The organism is Coleofasciculus sp. FACHB-542 (assembly GCF_014695825.1).
Taxonomy (GTDB): domain Bacteria; phylum Cyanobacteriota; class Cyanobacteriia; order Cyanobacteriales; family FACHB-T130; genus FACHB-T130.
On sequence record NZ_JACJPB010000004.1, the window covers coordinates 1 to 18125 of the forward strand.

Here is an 18125-nt window from a genome sequence, read left to right on the forward strand (position 1 = left end):
TTTTAATTTGCTGAGTTTTCGGAAATTTTCTCTTTAAAATTTCTTGAACTAGCGGAAACCATAGAGTATCAATTTCTAAGCAAGATAATTTTAAAAATCTTTGTAAACTGCGCCTTCGGCTTTCAAACTGAATAGGATAAGGCATTAACGAAGCCAGCAATTCAATGCTGACTTGTTTTTGAGAGTGCAAGAGGTATATCAAAATTTTTAGAGTCAGGTATTCGGTGTTTTTTAGTTGCTGTTGCAGGTGAATTTGATAAAATTGAGGAAGCATTTTTAACAGATGGGGCTTTTTAACAAGAGTAACCCCATCTTTTTTTACCGCAACTTGGCTTCAGGAGCCCTTGCACTAGGCTTTTGACGGGGTTGTCACCCCGTGAGCGCTGAGGGTTTACCACAGATGAGAGCTTTTCAAAACACTGATGCACAGCAGAAAATTGAACAGTTGAAGAAATCTCTACACCATCTTCGGGAAACGCTTCACCAGGAACGGGCGACTGCAAAAGCCAAGATTCTCGATCTAGAAGCGGAACTCTCAAACTTGCGAAAACCGATTGGCGTCGATTGAGGCAAGTTGCTGTAAGCATTCAAAACCAAGCTATCAGAGCTTGTACTATATTGTAGTATGTTGGATAAAGCTTGCAGAGTTAACTGGAGTTCATGTGGGAATGCAAATTGAACCATACGAGCCTCGCCACCTTGATGCTGTTATTCGTCTTTCGCTTCGGGCGTGGACTCCAGTCTTTGATTCGATTCAGAACGAGATGAACGCTGATGTGTACCAGGCATTTTATCCCAATCACTGGCGCGTAAGCCAGCAAAAAGCGGTCGAGGATGTCTGTGCTGCGGAAGACACGAGTGTGTGGATTGCGATCGATGCAGGTTCTACTGTTGGCTTTGTAGCCGTGAAACTACACTCAGAGGACAGCATGGGTGAAATCTACATGGTTGCTGTCGATCCGGACTTTCAAGGTCGCGGCATTGGTAGTGCGCTGATAGAATTCGCTCTGGCTTGGATGAAAGATGCTGGGATGTCTATTGCTATGGTTGAGACTGGGGGCGATCCCGGTCATGCCCCAGCCCGTCACACCTATGAAAAGGTGGGCTTTGAGCTATTCCCAGTTGCCAGATACTTTAAGAAGCTTTAAGTGCAGTTGTTAAATATCAAAGTTTACTTGGTTCTATAACTTTGGATATTCAGATTGATTGGTCAGTTATAAATAGTTAGTATAGGCTAGCATTTAACATCATAATCCTGTATGCGATTCAACGAATTGGAGAGAGAACGTCAACGGAATCAATGTCTCACTCAGGAAAAGTTTTATGAACACTTATTAACACTAAAGGAATGTATGGATGCACAGTACCAATATACTAAGTTGTTTTATGGTCTTTTAGGACAACGCCATCTCACTCAACATACTGATGCAGAAACGCCAATCGTATCAGCAGTAATTAAAAATGAAATTGCGCTTTACTCAACACTGATTTTAACAATAGATGGTTTACCCGGTTCTGGTCGGGTATTATTACGTTCAGTTTATGAAGCATTAATGATCGCAAAATTTGCATCTCTACGGCAGAGTGACAGTCTCATATCGAAATGGATAGCAGGAGAGACGATTTATTTCTCCAATGCAATCCTCAAGAAGATAATGACACCAGAACTTACTGAGCTTAAGAATCTTTGGGCAGTTTTATGTCAAGTATCTCATGCAACTATTTATTCCTATCAGGTAACAACAAAATTTGAGGAAAATGAGAATGAAATATCAGTAAATCTTGCTATTTTAGCTATGTTACTAGGTTGCAATTTTCATCTCATAAATAAACACTATATAACAAACTCAATGGTTTATTTGGCAAAGGCTTACCATAGCGAAGAGGGGGAGTTTCAGCGCCGTCGAGATACAGCGAAGATTGCTACTCAAGCTGCAACTAAATTTCTTTCTAAACAAGGTCTCTAGGTCATCAAAGAGTACTCTAAAGTGTGGAAACTAGCTCCTCAAGTTAGTTCGTAGAATTTGCTCTAAACAGCAGACTAACATTCGGATCCAGTAGATTGACCAAAACCGCTTAGGAGAAATGCTAAGGTATTAGCCCGCTGACTCGATCTGTTAGATCGCTATGTATGTGACATAAGCTACGAGTTGTAAACAAATAAAGGCTAATCATTGGGGGTTATAATTGGAACTTCTAGAGATTGCAGGCACTACCAATGCTTAGAGAGTGAAGTTTAACTGCTAGATTCATAGTTTGAAATCTAAGTTCGCGAACACGTTTCTATGTACCGAAAGTATCGCATTGTATCCTACAACTTAATGCGATCGCCTGTTCGTTCTTGTAAATCCTTGTTTAGAATCGGTGTCTAGTGCAGTTTTGGCTCAATTAGTGTTTGTTTAGGCAATAGTACAACTCAAATACGATAAGAGCATGGAATGTAATGATAGAGGAAAATACGCGGACAGACTTGCAACAACGGCAATGGATTTGTGATGTCAAAGATATAAATCTGATACCACAAGGAGCTTCATTTGTTAGCTTGTGGAAACAGTATACAAATGGCGTTGCTATTACGCTCTCTATTTACTCTGAGGATGGTCAGTTTGCGTTGTATCAAAATGTGGGTCATGCGGCATCTGGAACAAAAAGAACTAATTGCGGTACATTTTCAACCGCAGATGCTGCGGTACATCAACTGATTCAAGAGTGCGATGGCTGGGATAATACGTGGGGTATCTAATAGCAAGCCCAGGGAAATAACGGGTGGATAAATGAGCATTGTGTAGATAGCATCACGCTGTATTACCGAGGGTATCGGGGCATAGTAACTGAAGTGCTATGGTTTGACGATACGGGAAAAGTAAAGCAAGCTTGGGCTTGTTACGCCATTAACATAACAAGGAAGGGTGAGTTATGAAGCAATCGCCAATTTCATCTGAATCGATTTCAGCACCGAGCGGTAAGACGATATATCCAGAACCTTATGCTTCCCTTGTTCAGGGACGACAAAAGCGAAAACTGGGTGACTATTTTGGGTTGACTCATTTTGGAGTTAATTTAACCCATCTCTCACCCGGTGCAATTTCTGCTCTTGCTCACAGCCACTCAAAGCAAGAAGAATTTATCCTGGTATTGGAAGGCAGCCCAACGCTGGTACTCGGCGAAGAGGAATTCGTTTTGCATCCCGGTGACTGCTACGGATTTAAGGCAGGCACGGGTATCGCCCATCAACTGATTAATCGATCCCAAGAAAACGTAACCTATCTTGAAATTGGCGATCGCACTGAGGGAGATGAGGTGGAATTCCCAAATGACGATCTCAAAGCCACACAATTGCCGAATAGTGAATGGGCTTTAACGCACAAAGATGGTCGCGCATATTAATAGCACTGCCTAACAACCATGCTGCACCAGAACATTCCGCGATCGCATTCTATCTTTCAACTGAATGCGATCGCCCGATCTTATGAGTGAAGTGGTAATTCAAACGGAGAGTCTCAAGCTGATCCTCCAATCGACTGAGGAAATCCTCGCCTGGGTCGAGTCCCTGAGTCCTGCTGATAAGGCGGACATCTCACCCGATTGGCTGGCGCGGGTTCGCGCCTCGACAGCGGTAGACCCGTGGACGCATGGATTCTCCTTAGTGGAGCGGGCTAGCGGTGCCGTCATCGGGAGCTGCGCGTACAAGGGTCCCCCAGACCAAGGAGGAGTCGTTGAGATTGCTTACGGAGTAGACCCGGAGTATCAAGGGCGCGGGTATGCTACGGAGGCAGCTAGGGCGCTGGTCAATTTTGCGTTCCGCAGTGGGCAAGTCCGTCTCGTTCGTGCCCACACACGGGCGGAGAACAACGCTTCGATGCGGGTACTTGCGAAGTGTGGATTTGAGCGTATCGGTGAGGTGGTAGACCCAGAGGACGGTTTGGTTTGGAGGTGGGAATTACAGCGAGAAGCCGCCTAACAGTTTGTATCCTTCAATGAGCATTTATCGTTACTTGATATCAAAATACAATTGGTGAGAACTCAGGACTACGCTTAGCATATAGCCCCAAAGCTAGGCGGTAGTTTTACTAAATTCAAATCGAAAACTCTAGTTGTACACCGATCGTTTAGCAGCAATGAGGAGCTGAGATGACTCTAAACCAGCAAGGAATAGTCATGATGCCTCACGAAGGCGATGTTTTGACAGTTGCCGGTGATGCTGTCACGTTCAAGGCATTGGGGCAGAATACTCAGGGGCAATATGCGCTGATTGAGATTTTATGTAATCCTGAGGTCGGTACGCCCCCCCATATTCATAGTCGTGAAGATGAAGCGTTTTACGTTCTTGAGGGTGAAGTCGAGTTTCGCTTAGATGACCAAACTATTTTGGCAACACCCGGTACGTTCTTACATTCTCCCAGAGGACAAAAACACAGCTTCAAAAATACAGGAACGACGCGATCGCGAATGTTTTGTTGGGTAACACCTGCTGGTTTGGAAATGTTCTTTGCTGAAGTTGGGAAACCTGTAGCCGATCCACTTAATCCACCTGTGCCCGATCGGGCTGCGATCGATAAGCTGCTAGCGACTGCACCAAAATATGGACTCACAATCTTACCCCCTGAAGCATAAGTCCTTATTTTGTCCACTTGAAGATCGGGATTATGTGATCGCTGCTTTTAATTCCTAGGTTGAAATCTAACTTCGCGATCGCAGTGTATCCTTCAACTTAATGCGATCGCCCAATCGAGTCATGTTTGTCACGTTACCTACTGATTTACAAGCGAGGACGTGACAGACTCAACCCAACCTACAGCGAGGGGCGATCGCACTCGTTCCTGCTCTGCCTTGGCAAGCTCCGATGTGGCTCTGCCTCCAGCAAGCGGCAAAGCCGCATCGGAGCGGTAGTTGCAACATTAGGTTAATGCTGAATAAGAGGTATTGACCCTATTGTATAGTACACAATATAATCATTCATGATAATATATTGAAATGGATAACAGCTCAAATATCAACGAACGGAGACAAGTGGGGAGGCAGCTTTCGTTTGCCCTCTACAGTGCGTCTAACCGCATAATTCGGCTTCATCGACCCTTTCTTGAGCCTTTGGGTCTGACCTATCCGCAGTTTCTGGTCATGCTCGCTCTCTACGAGGACACCCCGCGCAGCGTGGGGGATTTAGGGCAAGAACTCGGTATGGATAACGGAACCTTGACGCCCCTCTTGAAGCGCCTTGTAAGCGCGGGATTGGTGACGCGCACCCGTGACCAGCAGGACGAACGCCGCGTTCTTATCGATCTCACAGAAGCTGGCGAGGCACTTCGCGAGACGGCGTGTTCGGTCCCTGAAAAGATCGAGACGGCCTGCCGTCTCTCCGATGAAGACCTTGCCGAGCTTCGCGACACCTTAAACGGGCTGGGCTTACCCCGTCAAACAAGCAGTGAAAAGGATGATTTGTCATGAATAATACGAAGAAAATGAACATCGGAATTTTGGGCACTGGCCATATCGGGAAGACTTTGTCCCGCAAACTGAGTGCGGCTGGACATGACGTGAAGGTGGCCAATTCTCGCGGCCCAGAGACCATCGAGGCCGATGTGCTCGCTTTCGGCGCACGCGCAGTCTCGACGGCTGAAGCCGTGGAGGACGTTGACGTGGTGATTCTCTCGATCCCCCTGAATCGCCTTCCCTCGATCGCGCCGCTGATCGCCAACCTACCAGCCGAGACAGTCGCGATCGACACGTCGAATTACTATCCGGGGCGCGACAGCAGGATTGACGCCATCGAAGCCGGTCAGGTCGAAAGTCTGTGGGTGGTCCAGCAGTTGGGCCGACCGATCGTGAAAGCGTGGAATTCGATCGGTTCTGACTCTTTCGCGAAGAAGGGAAAGCCTGCGGGAAGCCCAGATCGCATTGCTCTGCCCGTTGCGGCGGATCGGGAAACGGATCGCTTGGAGGGAATGGCGCTCGTTGAGGATACCGGGTTCGACGCCTTCGACGCGGGCACGCTTGCGGAATCGTGGCGGCAGCAGCCTGGTGCGCCGGGCTATTGCACGGATCTCACCCGCGAGGAGATGCCGGCTGCGCTAGCGGCAGCCGACGCGGCGCGATTACCCAAGCGGCGCGATCTGTCCGTGGCGGCAATCGTGGAACGGGTTGGGGACAGCAAGACGAATCCCGATGCGGAATATGGCGTTCGCCTAAACCGTGCATTATTTATGTAAATTTTCACGAATTCCAGAGGAAAACAAGATGAGTGAGAAGAAAGTTTGGTTGATCGCGGGAACGTTGAGCGGTTTTGGCAAAGGGCGACAAGGTTGTGGCAACAGCGCGAAAGCCAGAACTTTTGACTGATTTAGCGATCCCCCGATCTTGTAGTTCGGGTTGAAGGATGAAACCCGACACTCATCACTGCTTCTCCACCTCAACTCTGGTGCGATCGCTCAATTGAGTCATGTTTGGCTTGACGTTACCCACTGATTCACAAGTAAGACGTGACAAGCTCAACCTGACTTACAGTGAAGGGCGCGATCGCACTGCGCCTATTTAGCTTTACAAAATAACAAAACCAAAGCCATTAAATTGCAGAAAATACCAAATGAAATTGTAGAAAAATCATGAGGTTCTCTGACTAATAGACTTGACTGTTTAGGATTTTGTAAAAAACTATTAATCGTAGATACCATTTCTCGCTTACCTTGGGCATAGTTAGTGGATATAGAGCCGAATTTTAATACTCTTTCCTCGGTTACTAAAATACAAACTGTCATTCGAGAAGTTGGCGATTGTTCGATTCTAGCTTCTTTAAGCTGACTTAGTGGAAATTGCTTAAAACTTGTTCCCGACAGGGTAAGATGAGAAATTTCACAGGTATTGGGTGCCTTTCCAGTTCGACTACAACCAAGTGAATATACCTGAAATCCTTCCGAAATTAGAAAGATTCCCACTGTCAGTAACAGGGTATCGAACATCCATTTTTTCCAAGGAATATTAAAAATAAGACTAATTATTAAAGCTGTTGCTGGTAATGCAGAGGTTATATCAATTCTTTAATATTTTGCTACACATCGCTCACCGCATCTGGAGCGAGGCGAGCGTCTGGAGTGTCAGTCATCTGTAGCAAACCTTAAAGAGAAACGATATTACTTGTTGAAGGTTGATTTCGCGATCGCATTCCATCCTTCAATTTAGTTCGGTAGAGAGAGGAAAGTTATAGAACTGCCTAATAAAACACGATCAAATCCTCTACCAATTTGAAGCATTTGAATTTTTTCACGAAAGCAGATGCGGAACGCTGGGGAATTTAGACTGCAAACAATCAGAGGAGAGTTGCTGTGAGATATCGAAGAGTGCAATCATTCTTCTGCGATCGCGCGATCATTCTGCGATCGCCCTTGTCCTTTCGGGCTTGCTGTTAATCTCCAAGGCAAGCTTGTTCCAGACTTCTGCGAAGGACGCTAGCGCATCCCGCTTCGCTAACGCACAAATCCCAATGCAGCCCACGCCATCTAATCCCTGTAGCGCTTTGGCTCAGAGAGATTTTACAGCCATTCCCGATGCTCCACCGCAATTCTTTCAGCTCAAATCATTCCTTCTACGGCTCAGACTCCTGAATACTGTGAGGTGAAAGGATACGTTTTATCGAACTTAATTGTGTTTTAATCCCTAATGGATATTTGAGCTGATTGGAAGAAGTAGCACCAAAACAACTCCTCTCACAGCACCAGAGTTGAGGGCGCAAATTCTCAAAATATGGCGTTCCAGTTTCATGCCATAGAAGACGAGAGCGATCGCCCTAGTAATCTCCAACTTGAGTTAGACACCAAGTAGGCGCTCCAGCCCTAACATTTGGGTTAAGTAGTATTAAGGCTGAGCAGATGTCGTCCCAATTGAACCGCGATTCAGAAGAGCTTAAGGCACAAGAAACCACATTGTTCGATCGTACCTTTCGAGACAGCTCTGGCAAGATTGTCATTGCCCAGCCACCCAATCTACCGCTTTTGGTTGGGTTGGCAGCGACCCTACTTCAACTTGTTCTGCCTAGCGGCAATCTTCAGGCAGGAGTTGATTTAGTAGGGTTCGGCGCGTTATTCACCTGGGCATGGCTGGAGTTGTTTGAGGGGGTCAACTACTTCCGCCGGGCGCTTGGTTTGGTGGCGTTGGGGGGCCTTCTAGCGTTCAGACTCCACATCGGTTGAGCTAGGAAACTCCAGAAGCGATCGCATTCTTAACCAACCAATAGACCTCTTGCAAATTAGGCGTTAGCGCTATTGCGAAGTTTTCTGAAAATCAGAAAAATCAGGACGTGTGAATGCTTAAGTGTCCTGAGGATGAACTATAAAATAGCGCAAACCTTCTGTTGTCAACACTTCAAACGTCGCTTTGGGTTACGTTGCCATCTGATTGCTGCTCTGTACAACTATGAGCATTCCCACTCCGCCTCATCCTGTTTAATTTGCAAGAGGTCGATTCATCAAGCTGTATCGCAGATAAATTTAAGCGTTGGGCAATCGCCTACTAAGAGCATTGCGAATTAAAATTATCAGAACTCCTAAACCTGTAAACACTAACGCCAAAATGTGACTTTCACGAGAGGCAAAGGCAATCAGAATTAAGTTGGAGATTAGCGCTAAAGCTGGAATCGCAGAAGGAACCTGAAACCCAGTGGTTCGGGGTTCTTGTCGTTTTATCACCAGCAGTGAGAGGTTGACGAGAGAGAACATTGCCAGAATCAAGGTTGCAGTTGTTCCGGCTAGGAATTGAAGTGTACCTGAAAGCGCGAGAAAAATCACGAGCGGCAGAATGACAACCAGCGTACGGTAAGGAGTTGCGCGGCGTGGATGTAATTTTCCTAACCAAGATGGAAGCAGTCCTTCCCGCGACATTCCGTAAAGCAGCCGCGATGCCGTGACAAAATTCAGCAAAGCAGTATTGAGAACGGCGAACAGCGCAATCAGTGAAAAGATGACTGCTGGAAAATTTGGCTGCGATCGCTGAACGACTTCGAGAAGAGGAGCTTTCGAGGCGGCAAGTTCCGCCGAACTGATTACCTGAACGGCAAGCCAGGAAACGAGAACATAAATGATACCGGCAATCCCCAGGGAAAGCAGAATTGCTCTCGGAACATTGCGCTGGGGATCTTTCACTTCCTCGGAAACATTGACAATATCCTCAAACCCAATGAAGGCGTAGAAGGCGAGTGCTGCTCCCTGAACCACGGCTATCCAACCAATCGGTGGTGCGTTGGGGACGGGAATGGGAACCGGATTCGCCGCGCCTGCTGGGTTCCCGATGAGGAAAACGGTGGCGACAAAGATAACAATCAGAAGACCTGAAACTTCAAGAGACGTGCAAAAAATATTTAAGGCTGAGGACTCCTGCATTCCCCTAAAATTGACAAATGCAAGACCCGCAAATAGCGCCAGGATAATCAACCAATCTGGAATCGCTGGAGCAAAAGCATTGAGATAGCCTGCAAACGCTTTTGAGAGCGTCGCCATTGAAACAAGACAGGTACAAAACATCAACCAGCCTACCAAGATTGAGAGCCAATCCCGGCGAAATGCTCTGTGGATGAAACTAGCGACTCCTCCGCTTTGAGGAACTCGATTACCGAGTTCTGCATAACTTAATGCAGTGAGTGCCGCAACAGTCATGGATACCAGGAAAGAAACCCAAACCAAAGAGCCGGAAAGTCCGGCAATTTTTCCAACCACTGCATATATTCCGGCACCGAGAATATCCCCAACCCCATAAATCACCAGCGTCGGCAATCCAAACACTCGCTTGAGTGAATCCGCTTCTGCATTCGGTTCCATAAAATTTTTCTTATCCTTGTATTTACCCAATCTTGCAATCTTTCTGCTCGTCAGTATAGGGGGTAGGAGGTGGAAGCGCGATCGCAAATTGCTAGGACACAAGCCACTATTAAACGAGGCTTGCAAATAAGGACTGTTTCACCCCATTTAGGCGATCGAGAATGGCTTGGGTAGCAGCTTGATCAAGAATAATTAGTGCAGCAGCAGCAGATCCGGCATCTGAAATAATGATTCATAAACCAGTACTGCACCACCAATCGCCGCCGAATCTTCTCCAAATTGGGAAATCTCTAACCCGAATCGAGCTGCACTGTCAAAGCCATATCCGCTTCTATCGGGCAGACAATTTTGCAACATCTCATCCAATTGCTCTTGCACGTAGGGCACCAGCACCGCCAGCGATCCTCCAAAGACAATCCGTTCCGGGTTGAGTACACCCACCAACCCCCGTACACCCCAACTCAGATACATTCCCCACTGTTTCACAACCGCTTGCGCGATCGCATCCGCTTGTTCCAACCGAGACAGCAGCGTATTCAGGTCGATCGTCTCTCCACTTTGTTGATGATAGGCACTCAATAGCCCAACCTTGCTGCATAAAGCTTCTAGCGTCCCCGCACGCCCCCCTACGGATGTCTGAGAACTATGCGGGTCAATCATCAGTTCGCGAACTTCGCTCGCAGTGCCCCCCGCCCCCCGTAACAAACGATTATTTAGTACAATTCCCGCCCCCACCCCGACACCCAGAAACAGGTAGAGCAAGCTATGGCTGGGCATCGAGCCACTTAAATACGTCTCGACAAGCGCACCTGCATTCGCATCATTCTCAATAAACAACGGCACATCCAGATGGTGATTCAAATAGGGTCGCAAGTCCACATTCTGCCAATGCAATCTAGGGGCACGAAGGATAATACCTTCCCGATTTAAGGAACCGGGAACCGTGATGCCAATTCCCCGATATTTCTCTTGGCACTCTGGATTTGCCTGCCAGACTTGTTGAATCAACTCGACTAATTGCCGGGTAACGGTTGCTGGATCGGTGTCTGCGGTCATGGATGCTTCTACTCGACGAGTCACTTGTGCTGCCAGGTTGAGTTCAATGACGCGGATATTTTCATCCCCAAGGGCAACTCCGATAAAAAAGGCTCCCTCTGGATCGAGTTCTAACTCCACCCCAGGACGCCCGCCTTCTTTTCCAGAGGCAGTTTCCTTTCCTTCTCGCAGGAGTCCAGTTGCAATCAGTTCTGCCGTAATCACGGTAACGGTTGAACGAGTTAAGCCGGTTCGTCGTGCAATCTCGGCGCGGCTGAGGCGCGGGTGATAGCGTAGCAAACTGAGAATCCGAGCAAAGTTGATTTGCTTGAGCAGGCTGGCATCAGTCGTGAGAGTTTTCTTGTTGGCATTTGTCTTCATAAGAAACTATCCGCTCTGTTGTTTGTTGTAATGACAAACTATCATAAGTTAGTTTGTTCGATAAACAAACAATCTAAGATGAAATTATTGAAGTTAATCGGTCTCAGTTATGCGAACCTTCCAACAAAAACGGAATTACAACCAGCTTGAACAACTCTCTCTCCAAGTGAGTAAGTTAGTCAGCTTAAAGCTACAGGGGATGTGGCAGGCTTTTGTCAATGACTGGTACACACCGGCTGGCGAACCGCGAATCCAGCAAAAAAGCGATCGCGCTGGCAACAAATACTGGCGAGTTTGCGATCCGGCAAGCGATCGCACTATCCGCTTTGACGACAGGCAAGAATTGACGATTTGGCTGGATGAACGACATTATCGCAGATCGCAACCGAATCTCTGGAACATCAGCGACTAAGCCCATACGGTAAGCGATGTTCTTGAGAACATGAAAACTCAATTTTGCTGTGTCAAGGTTATTACCCCATCATCTCAACCCCGATTGCACTGTGCTAACCCCTGTGTAACTTCCCGCGCAAGCAGGATAGGGGTTCTAGATTTCAACCTGTGCAGCACTCGACAAACCCATTGATGAAGGAAATATCCATGAACTCCACAAAGAATATGATGACCTCTCTGTTCTCAAAAGCTCTCACCAGCCTACCGGAGCAACCCTCCTCGGCAAAAAGCCTAGGTCGCGTGCTACTGGTGGCTTCTAGCACGAACACACTGCAACTGAAAAATTATCGCGTCGTTCCCACAGGGTACTCCCTAGAAGACCTTACCGTGCCAGTCCAGCAGTTCATTGAAGCTGGCTACGAGGTGGTCATTGCCACACCCGATGGCAAAAAACCCGTCATTCTTGCTCATGCCAACGACTCCCGCTTCGACAACGATCCAGAAGCGCTACAACACGCGATCGCATTCGTTGACACCTACCCCAGTATGCAGAATCCGAAGACATTGAAAGCAGTTTTGTCAGAGGACTTGGATCGCTACATCGGTGTCTACGTTCCCGGTGGTTATGCACCGATGAATGACTTAATGCAAGATCCGGATCTCGGACAGATACTGCGCTACTTCCATAAAACGTCGAAGCCAAGCGCCTTCTTGTCCCACGGCTCAGTGGCAATGCTAGCCGCTTTGCCGGACACCACCGCCTACCGGAAGGCTCTCGTAGATGGCGATCGAGAGGCGGCGAAGACGGCTGCTGCGGATTGGCAATATGCTGGCTACCGCATGACCAGCTTCTCGAACGAAGAAGAGTATCCGATTGAACGGGAGATCCTCGACAGTCAGGTGCCGTTCTACGTCGCCGATGCGCTAGCCAGCGCTGGCGGTCGGGTTGAGCATGGTTCGAGCGACCAAAGCTTTGTTGTGCAGGACAGAGAGCTGATCTCTGGTCAGAATCTTGCCTCGGATCGCGCGATCGCCCAAGAGTTCGTCGAAGCGCTCGACGAGGCGCGAGTTATCCCCATCTGGGTCAGAAAGCATTTTTTGGGAAAGGCTTAATGTAAATTTCCCAAGACACTGACGTTTGTCTCTTGCACCCCAACCGTTCCGCAATCGTCTTTGTCTGTAACCCTCATCTCACAGGAGCATAATGGCTGTTCGTTTTAAGATCCGAGCAGCCATTCTTGCCTTTGGTCGTGATGTCCAATAACGGTTGACGTTGCTTGTGGTTGATGTCCCTAATCGCTACTCAGCGCTTTAACTTTCCAGAAAGGTTTGATCGCTAGATTTTGCGTGTACTTGTTGTTACATTTTTGGCAACGGAGATATCAATAAGCTAAATTTAGCTGAGATTAGCAGAAAATACTCTTTTATCCAGCAATTAAAAAATATATGCAGAAAATAACTCGGATTTTATTCGCTACAGCTCTAACCTTGAGCATTCTATGTTTTCCCACCAAAGCATTTGCTAAAGCTAAGATTCAGATCGCCATCCTTTTAGATTCTAGTAATAGTATGGATGGACTCATAGACCAAACTCGTACCCAACTTTGGCAAATTGTCAACTCTTTAACTAAAGTAACCAAAGATGGCGAAGTCCCAGAATTAGAAGTTGCTTTATACCATTATGGAAATGATAATTTACCCTCAGAAGAAGGTTTTGTCAGACTTTTAACTGGATTTACTCCAGAATTAGATTTAGTTTCAGAAAAGCTATTTAGTATCCAAACCAACGGCGGTCAAGAATATGCTGGCTGGGTAATCCGCTCAGCCGTAAAAGAATTAAACTGGAGTAAAGATAAAGAAGATTTTCGGGTTATTTTTATTGCGGGTAATGAATCATTCGAGCAAGGCCCGATAGTTTGGCGCGAAGCAGTCGATCTCGCTGCTAAGGGAAATACTTTAGTGAATACTATCTACTGTGGTTTATCAGAAGATCGGGAGCGACAACTTTGGGCTTCAGGAGCTAATTTAGCACAAGGTAGCCACTTCAATATTAATCAAGACGAAAAAACTGAATTTATTAAGTCTCCTTACGATGAGCAAATTGCTACTTGGAATGATAAGCTCAATCAAACTTACATTCCCTATGGTGCAGAAGGAGAAGTTGGACAACAGCGTCAGACGATTGAAGATAGTAACTCCGGCATGAATTTGGCTATGCGTGGGAACTCCAAAGCTTCTGCCTATTACAACAATGCTTCTTGGGATTTGATTGATGCTCTCGACAAGGGAATCGTTAGCCTTGATAAATTACCGAATAATGCTTTGCCGAAAGCTATGCAAGGGATGACTTTAGCTCAAAAGCAAGAATATGTAGCAGCGAAGAAGGCCGAAAGGGAGACAATTCAAAAAACGATCCGCGACTTATATCAAAAGCGTAGCGAATATGTTGAAAAACAGCGTAAGGTTAGTGCTAGTAGTAGCAAAAATACCCTTGATTCTGTAATTATTCAAAGTCTCCGCAAGCAATTAGCAGCTAAAGGATTTAAGCTTCAATAATTCCTGGGCTACTCTAGAGTTAATTCAAACTTGGTTTGAGATATTCAGGACTTACGCAGAAGCCGAAAAGGAAACAAAGATGCAACCGTAACTGGTTGGTGCGTAAGCCCTATTGTGTATTAGGTGTATTAGCGATAGGGCGAGAGCGGGATACAATTTTCCTGTCCCAAAAACAGCTTGTAGGCGGGATTCTTGCTTTCATCCCAATAGCGATAACCGAGGGTATCGAGGAATGCCTGCCACTCTTCCATCTCGCGGGGAGGCACTTGCATCCCTACGACAATTCGCCCGTAGTCTGCGCCATTGTTGCGATAGTGGAACATACTAATATTCCAGTTGGGACTCATAGAACCGACGAACTTCATTAATGCACCGGGACGTTCGGGAAACTCGAAGCGATAAAGCAATTCATCGCAAGCGAGGGGAGAACGTCCGCCAACCATGTGACGTAAGTGCAATTTGGTCAGTTCGTCGTCGGTTAAATCAAGAGTTTTGAACCCGCAAGCTTCAAAACTTTCTGCCATCTTTGCAGCATCGGCACGGTTTTGAATTTGCACGCCGACAAAAATCTGAGCTTCTTTTTCATCAGCAATGCGATAGCTAAATTCAGTAAGATTGCGTCTGCCAAGACATTCGCAAAACTTACGGAGACTGCCCGGTTGTTCGGGAATTGTAACGGCATAAATGGCTTCGCGGCGTTCGCCAAACTCGGCTCGTTCTGCGACAAAGCGGAGGCGATCGAAGTTCATGTTAGCACCGCAAGCAACGGCAACCAACGTTTGTCCTTCAATTTGCTCCCGTTCGGCGTAGGCTTTCGCGCCTGCGATCGCTAATGCACCCGCGGGTTCTAAAATCGATCGCGTATCCTCAAACACGTCTTTAATTGCAGCACAAGTGTCATCTGTACCCACCAGAATGATTTCATCGACGTACTCTTGACACAGCCGGAAGGTTTCTTCCCCCACTTCCCGCACTGCAACCCCATCGGCAAATAACCCCACATTCGACAAGCGCACTCGTTTCCCGGCTTTCAGGGATTGAGACATCGCATCGGCATCGACGGGTTCAACGCCAATAATCTTAATATCGGGACGCAACCGTTTCACATACGCCGCAATCCCAGCGATTAATCCGCCGCCGCCAATCGCCACAAAAATAGCATGAATGGGTTGCTGACATTGCCGCAGAATTTCCATCCCAATTGTCCCCTGTCCGGCAATCACATGAGGATCGTCAAAGGGGTGAATAAAGGTTAAGCCTTTTTCCGCTTCCATCTGACGGGCAAAAGCATAAGCATCGTCGTAGGTATCGCCATGCAATACAACTTCTCCCCCACGCGCTTTGACGGCATCCACCTTCACTTGCGGCGTGGTGACTGGCATGACGATAAGCGATCGCGTTCCTAACTGACGCGCAGCCAGGGCGACTCCTTGGGCATGGTTCCCTGCGGATGCAGCAATGACACCCTGCGCCAGCATATCCGGCGACAGGTGCGCCATCTTGTTGTAAGCACCCCGCAACTTGAAGGAAAAGACTGATTGCATATCCTCCCGTTTGAGCAGGAGTTTATTATTCAGCCGTGCGGAGAGATTTGGGGCGTATTCTAGGGGCGTTTCTCGGGCGACATCATAGACACGAGCCGTCAGGATTTGTACCAGGTAGTCGCAAAGCATGGGGTGAAGGGGGTTACAGATGGCGGATGGAAGACAATTTTACTTCACTGGTGATCCTGTGGTGTGGAAGTGAGAAGCGATCGCACTTCATGACTCAACAGAGCGAGCGCTCAGATTAGTTCTAGCTGTAAGTGCGAAGTGCGATCGCTCACTTTCATGCAGATGATCAAGTAGCTCTACCATTAGTGGTACACACCTGATAAGGAGCGAAGAAGATTTCATAATCATAAATTCAGTCAAGTTTTAGGGAACCCTAGAACTAGCTCCTAAGCAGTTGAGGGATGATATAGCCATGCAACCACTTTCTGAAGAACAACTCCGCCATCAATACGAAAAACTGACTGATTTTGTTGAAAATGGTGCAATCTGCCTGCATTGGGTTGGCTCGGATGGCACAATTTTGTGGGCAAATAAATCTGAGTTGCAATCTCTGGGCTACTCTCCTGAAGACTATATCGGTCAACACATCGCCGAGTTCCATGCTGATGAAGATATCATCAACGACATCCTCTGTCGGTTGACTGCAAACGAAACCCTCCATAATTACGAAGCCAAAATGGTGTGCAAGGACGGATCGATCAAGCACGTCCTGATTGATTCCAGCGTCTATCGAGATGAGAAAGGTCAGTTTATTCACACGCGCTGCTTTACTAGAGACAATACAGCCCGCAAGCTGGCAGAAGAAGCATTAAAACAAAAAACTCAACAGCTAGAACAAATTCTGCAAGCTCTGCAACAAACCCAATCGCAACTCGAACAAACCAACAAAGACTTGGAATACCGAGTTGAGGAGCGCACAATTGAACTGCAACAAGCCAAAGAACTTGCTGATAGCGCCAACAAAGCCAAAAGTGAATTTTTGGCAAACATGAGCCACGAACTCCGCACCCCGTTAAACGGCATTCTGGGCTATGCTCAAATTCTTCTGCGCGATAAAGCGACAAACCCCAAACAAAAAGATGGTGTCGGCATCATTCACCAGTGCGGCTCCCATCTCCTGACGTTAATTAACGATATTCTGGATCTCTCCAAAATAGAAGCCCGCAAGCTAGAATTTTTCTCCAAAAATTTCCACCTTGACTCCTTCCTAAATAGCATTGTGGAAATGTGCCGCATCAAAGCCGAACAGAAGGAAATTCACTTTACCTACGAAGCTCTCAACCATCTGCCTAATGCCATTTTTGCTGATGAAAAACGACTGCGGCAAGTGCTGATTAACCTGCTAGGCAATGCGATTAAATTCACTGACCGAGGAGGCGTGACCTTTAAAGTTGGCATTATTGCACAGTCTCCTGCTATAGAGGCGCAACCATCCGCCGTTGCGACAAACTCACCCCTCACCAAGATTCGTTTCCAAATCGAAGACACTGGCGTAGGCATGACCTCAGAGCAGGTCGAGAAGATATTCATGCCGTTTGAACAGGTTGGGGACAAAGAACGGATGGCAGAAGGAACTGGCTTGGGACTGGCGATTAGCCTGCAAATCGTCCAGATGATGGGCAGCGAAATCAAGGTTGAAAGTCTTCCTGGCAAAGGCAGCAAGTTTTGGTTTGATGTAGAACTGCCAGAATCCAAGGAGTGGATAGAGTCAAACAATGGTAATGCAGCGAATCTGATCGTTGGCTATGAGGGCAAGAAACGCAAAGTCCTGATGGTCGATGACCGTTGGGAAAATCGTGCTGTTATTGTCAACCTGCTGGAACCATTGGGATTTGAACTGATGGAAGCGGTGAACGGACAAGAGGGCTACGAAAAAGCGGTGGAGTGGCAGCCTGACTTGATTATTACTGACTTGGTGATGCCTGTTCTGGGTGGGCTGGAGATGACCCAAAAGGTGCGATCGCTCCCGGAATTCCAAAACACTGCGATTATTGCCTCTTCTGCTAGCGTGTTCAACTTTGATCGCCAGCAAAGTCAGCAAGCAGGCTGCAACGATTTTCTCCCCAAACCCGTACAATCCAATGAATTGCTTGAACAATGCCGCCAATATCTGGGTTTAACTTGGATTTACGAGATGAATCATACGCAAGCACAACGATCGGGGAACACTCCAGCCTCTGCTTCGTCTGCGCTGATTGCACCGACCTTTGAGGAACTGAAAGCATTGTACGCAGCAGCTCGCATCGGCGACATCGACAGCGTTGAGCAGGAAGCTCACCGACTCGCACAACTCAACGTTCAATATCAGCCCTTCGCCCAGCAGTTGCTTCAGTTTGTGCAAGCAATGGATGATGAAGCCATATTTAAATTTGTGAAGCAACACGTTGAACCAGCTGAGTAATTCTAA

18 protein-coding genes and 1 pseudogene are annotated in these 18125 nt (G+C 47.2%); 14 read left to right on the forward strand and 5 right to left on the reverse strand.

What is annotated here, in order from left to right:
- A pseudogene (locus H6F52_RS25415) lies at positions 1 to 274 on the reverse strand (IS4 family transposase); the annotation flags it as partial.
- A 126-nt stretch (positions 275 to 400) separates the two neighbouring features.
- Between H6F52_RS25415 and H6F52_RS00205 the strand changes: the two are divergent.
- From H6F52_RS00205 to H6F52_RS00245, 9 genes are all read left to right on the forward strand, one after another.
- Positions 401 to 568 carry a hypothetical protein gene (locus tag H6F52_RS00205; RefSeq protein WP_190531103.1) on the forward strand — a complete coding sequence of 56 codons (168 nt, stop codon included), beginning with the start codon at positions 401 to 403 and terminating at the stop codon, positions 566 to 568.
- A gap of 100 nt (positions 569 to 668) precedes the next feature.
- Positions 669 to 1148, forward strand: a complete 480-nt coding sequence (locus tag H6F52_RS00210) for a GNAT family N-acetyltransferase (RefSeq protein WP_190531105.1) — start codon at positions 669 to 671, stop codon at positions 1146 to 1148.
- A 204-nt stretch (positions 1149 to 1352) separates the two neighbouring features.
- A complete protein-coding gene (locus H6F52_RS00215; protein ID WP_190531107.1) occupies positions 1353 to 1967 on the forward strand; it encodes a hypothetical protein in 615 nt (204 codons plus the stop codon).
- 476 nt (positions 1968 to 2443) lie between these two features.
- A complete protein-coding gene (locus tag H6F52_RS00220) occupies positions 2444 to 2743 on the forward strand; it encodes a hypothetical protein (protein ID WP_190531109.1) in 300 nt (99 codons plus the stop codon).
- A 173-nt stretch (positions 2744 to 2916) separates the two neighbouring features.
- The gene (locus H6F52_RS00225; protein ID WP_190531111.1) at positions 2917 to 3387 is read left to right on the forward strand and encodes a cupin domain-containing protein; all 471 of its coding nucleotides are present in this window, start codon (positions 2917 to 2919) and stop codon (positions 3385 to 3387) included.
- A gap of 82 nt (positions 3388 to 3469) precedes the next feature.
- The gene (locus tag H6F52_RS00230) at positions 3470 to 3961 is read left to right on the forward strand and encodes a GNAT family N-acetyltransferase (protein WP_190531113.1); all 492 of its coding nucleotides are present in this window, start codon (positions 3470 to 3472) and stop codon (positions 3959 to 3961) included.
- Positions 3962 to 4131: 170 nt separating this feature from the next.
- Positions 4132 to 4614 carry a quercetin 2,3-dioxygenase gene (locus tag H6F52_RS00235; RefSeq protein ID WP_190531115.1) on the forward strand — a complete coding sequence of 161 codons (483 nt, stop codon included), beginning with the start codon at positions 4132 to 4134 and terminating at the stop codon, positions 4612 to 4614.
- A gap of 360 nt (positions 4615 to 4974) precedes the next feature.
- Positions 4975 to 5445: a MarR family transcriptional regulator gene (locus tag H6F52_RS00240; RefSeq protein WP_190531117.1), complete on the forward strand. Its 471-nt coding sequence runs from the start codon at positions 4975 to 4977 to the stop codon at positions 5443 to 5445.
- Positions 5442 to 6206 carry an NAD(P)-binding domain-containing protein gene (locus H6F52_RS00245; RefSeq protein WP_242033801.1) on the forward strand — a complete coding sequence of 255 codons (765 nt, stop codon included), beginning with the start codon at positions 5442 to 5444 and terminating at the stop codon, positions 6204 to 6206. Before H6F52_RS00240 ends, H6F52_RS00245 begins: the two co-directional genes overlap by 4 nt.
- 318 nt (positions 6207 to 6524) lie before the next feature.
- Here H6F52_RS00245 and H6F52_RS00250 read toward each other — a convergent pair whose 3' ends face one another.
- The gene (locus tag H6F52_RS00250) at positions 6525 to 6953 is read right to left on the reverse strand and encodes a hypothetical protein (protein WP_190531119.1); all 429 of its coding nucleotides are present in this window, start codon (positions 6951 to 6953) and stop codon (positions 6525 to 6527) included.
- A 906-nt stretch (positions 6954 to 7859) separates the two neighbouring features.
- On the opposite strand from H6F52_RS00250, the gene H6F52_RS00255 reads away from it, so the two are divergent.
- Positions 7860 to 8180 (forward strand): hypothetical protein, encoded by a 321-nt coding sequence (locus tag H6F52_RS00255; protein WP_190525936.1) that lies wholly within the window; start codon positions 7860 to 7862, stop codon positions 8178 to 8180.
- 297 nt (positions 8181 to 8477) lie between these two features.
- On the opposite strand, the gene H6F52_RS00260 is transcribed toward H6F52_RS00255, so the two are convergent.
- Together H6F52_RS00260 and H6F52_RS00265 are read right to left on the reverse strand one after the other, a co-directional pair.
- On the reverse strand, positions 8478 to 9800 hold the full coding sequence (locus tag H6F52_RS00260; protein ID WP_190531120.1) for an amino acid permease: 1323 nt from the start codon (positions 9798 to 9800) through the stop codon (positions 8478 to 8480).
- Between the two features lie 192 nt (positions 9801 to 9992).
- On the reverse strand, positions 9993 to 11216 hold the full coding sequence (locus H6F52_RS00265; RefSeq protein ID WP_190531122.1) for an ROK family transcriptional regulator: 1224 nt from the start codon (positions 11214 to 11216) through the stop codon (positions 9993 to 9995).
- A gap of 109 nt (positions 11217 to 11325) precedes the next feature.
- On the opposite strand from H6F52_RS00265, the gene H6F52_RS00270 reads away from it, so the two are divergent.
- The 3 genes from H6F52_RS00270 (at position 11326) to H6F52_RS00280 (ending at position 14165) form a co-directional block, all read left to right on the forward strand.
- Positions 11326 to 11628 (forward strand): hypothetical protein, encoded by a 303-nt coding sequence (locus H6F52_RS00270; RefSeq protein WP_190430140.1) that lies wholly within the window; start codon positions 11326 to 11328, stop codon positions 11626 to 11628.
- Positions 11629 to 11816: 188 nt separating this feature from the next.
- Positions 11817 to 12722 carry a type 1 glutamine amidotransferase domain-containing protein gene (locus H6F52_RS00275; protein WP_199300262.1) on the forward strand — a complete coding sequence of 302 codons (906 nt, stop codon included), beginning with the start codon at positions 11817 to 11819 and terminating at the stop codon, positions 12720 to 12722.
- Positions 12723 to 13055: 333 nt separating this feature from the next.
- On the forward strand, positions 13056 to 14165 hold the full coding sequence (locus H6F52_RS00280) for a vWA domain-containing protein (protein WP_190531124.1): 1110 nt from the start codon (positions 13056 to 13058) through the stop codon (positions 14163 to 14165).
- 128 nt (positions 14166 to 14293) lie between these two features.
- On the opposite strand, the gene ilvA is transcribed toward H6F52_RS00280, so the two are convergent.
- Positions 14294 to 15838 (reverse strand): threonine ammonia-lyase, biosynthetic, encoded by a 1545-nt coding sequence (gene ilvA, locus H6F52_RS00285; RefSeq protein ID WP_190531125.1) that lies wholly within the window; start codon positions 15836 to 15838, stop codon positions 14294 to 14296.
- 292 nt (positions 15839 to 16130) lie between these two features.
- Here ilvA and H6F52_RS00290 point away from each other — a divergent pair, with 292 nt between their 5' ends.
- Positions 16131 to 18119: a PAS domain-containing hybrid sensor histidine kinase/response regulator gene (locus H6F52_RS00290; protein ID WP_242030510.1), complete on the forward strand. Its 1989-nt coding sequence runs from the start codon at positions 16131 to 16133 to the stop codon at positions 18117 to 18119.
- Positions 18120 to 18125 lie beyond the last annotated feature (6 nt).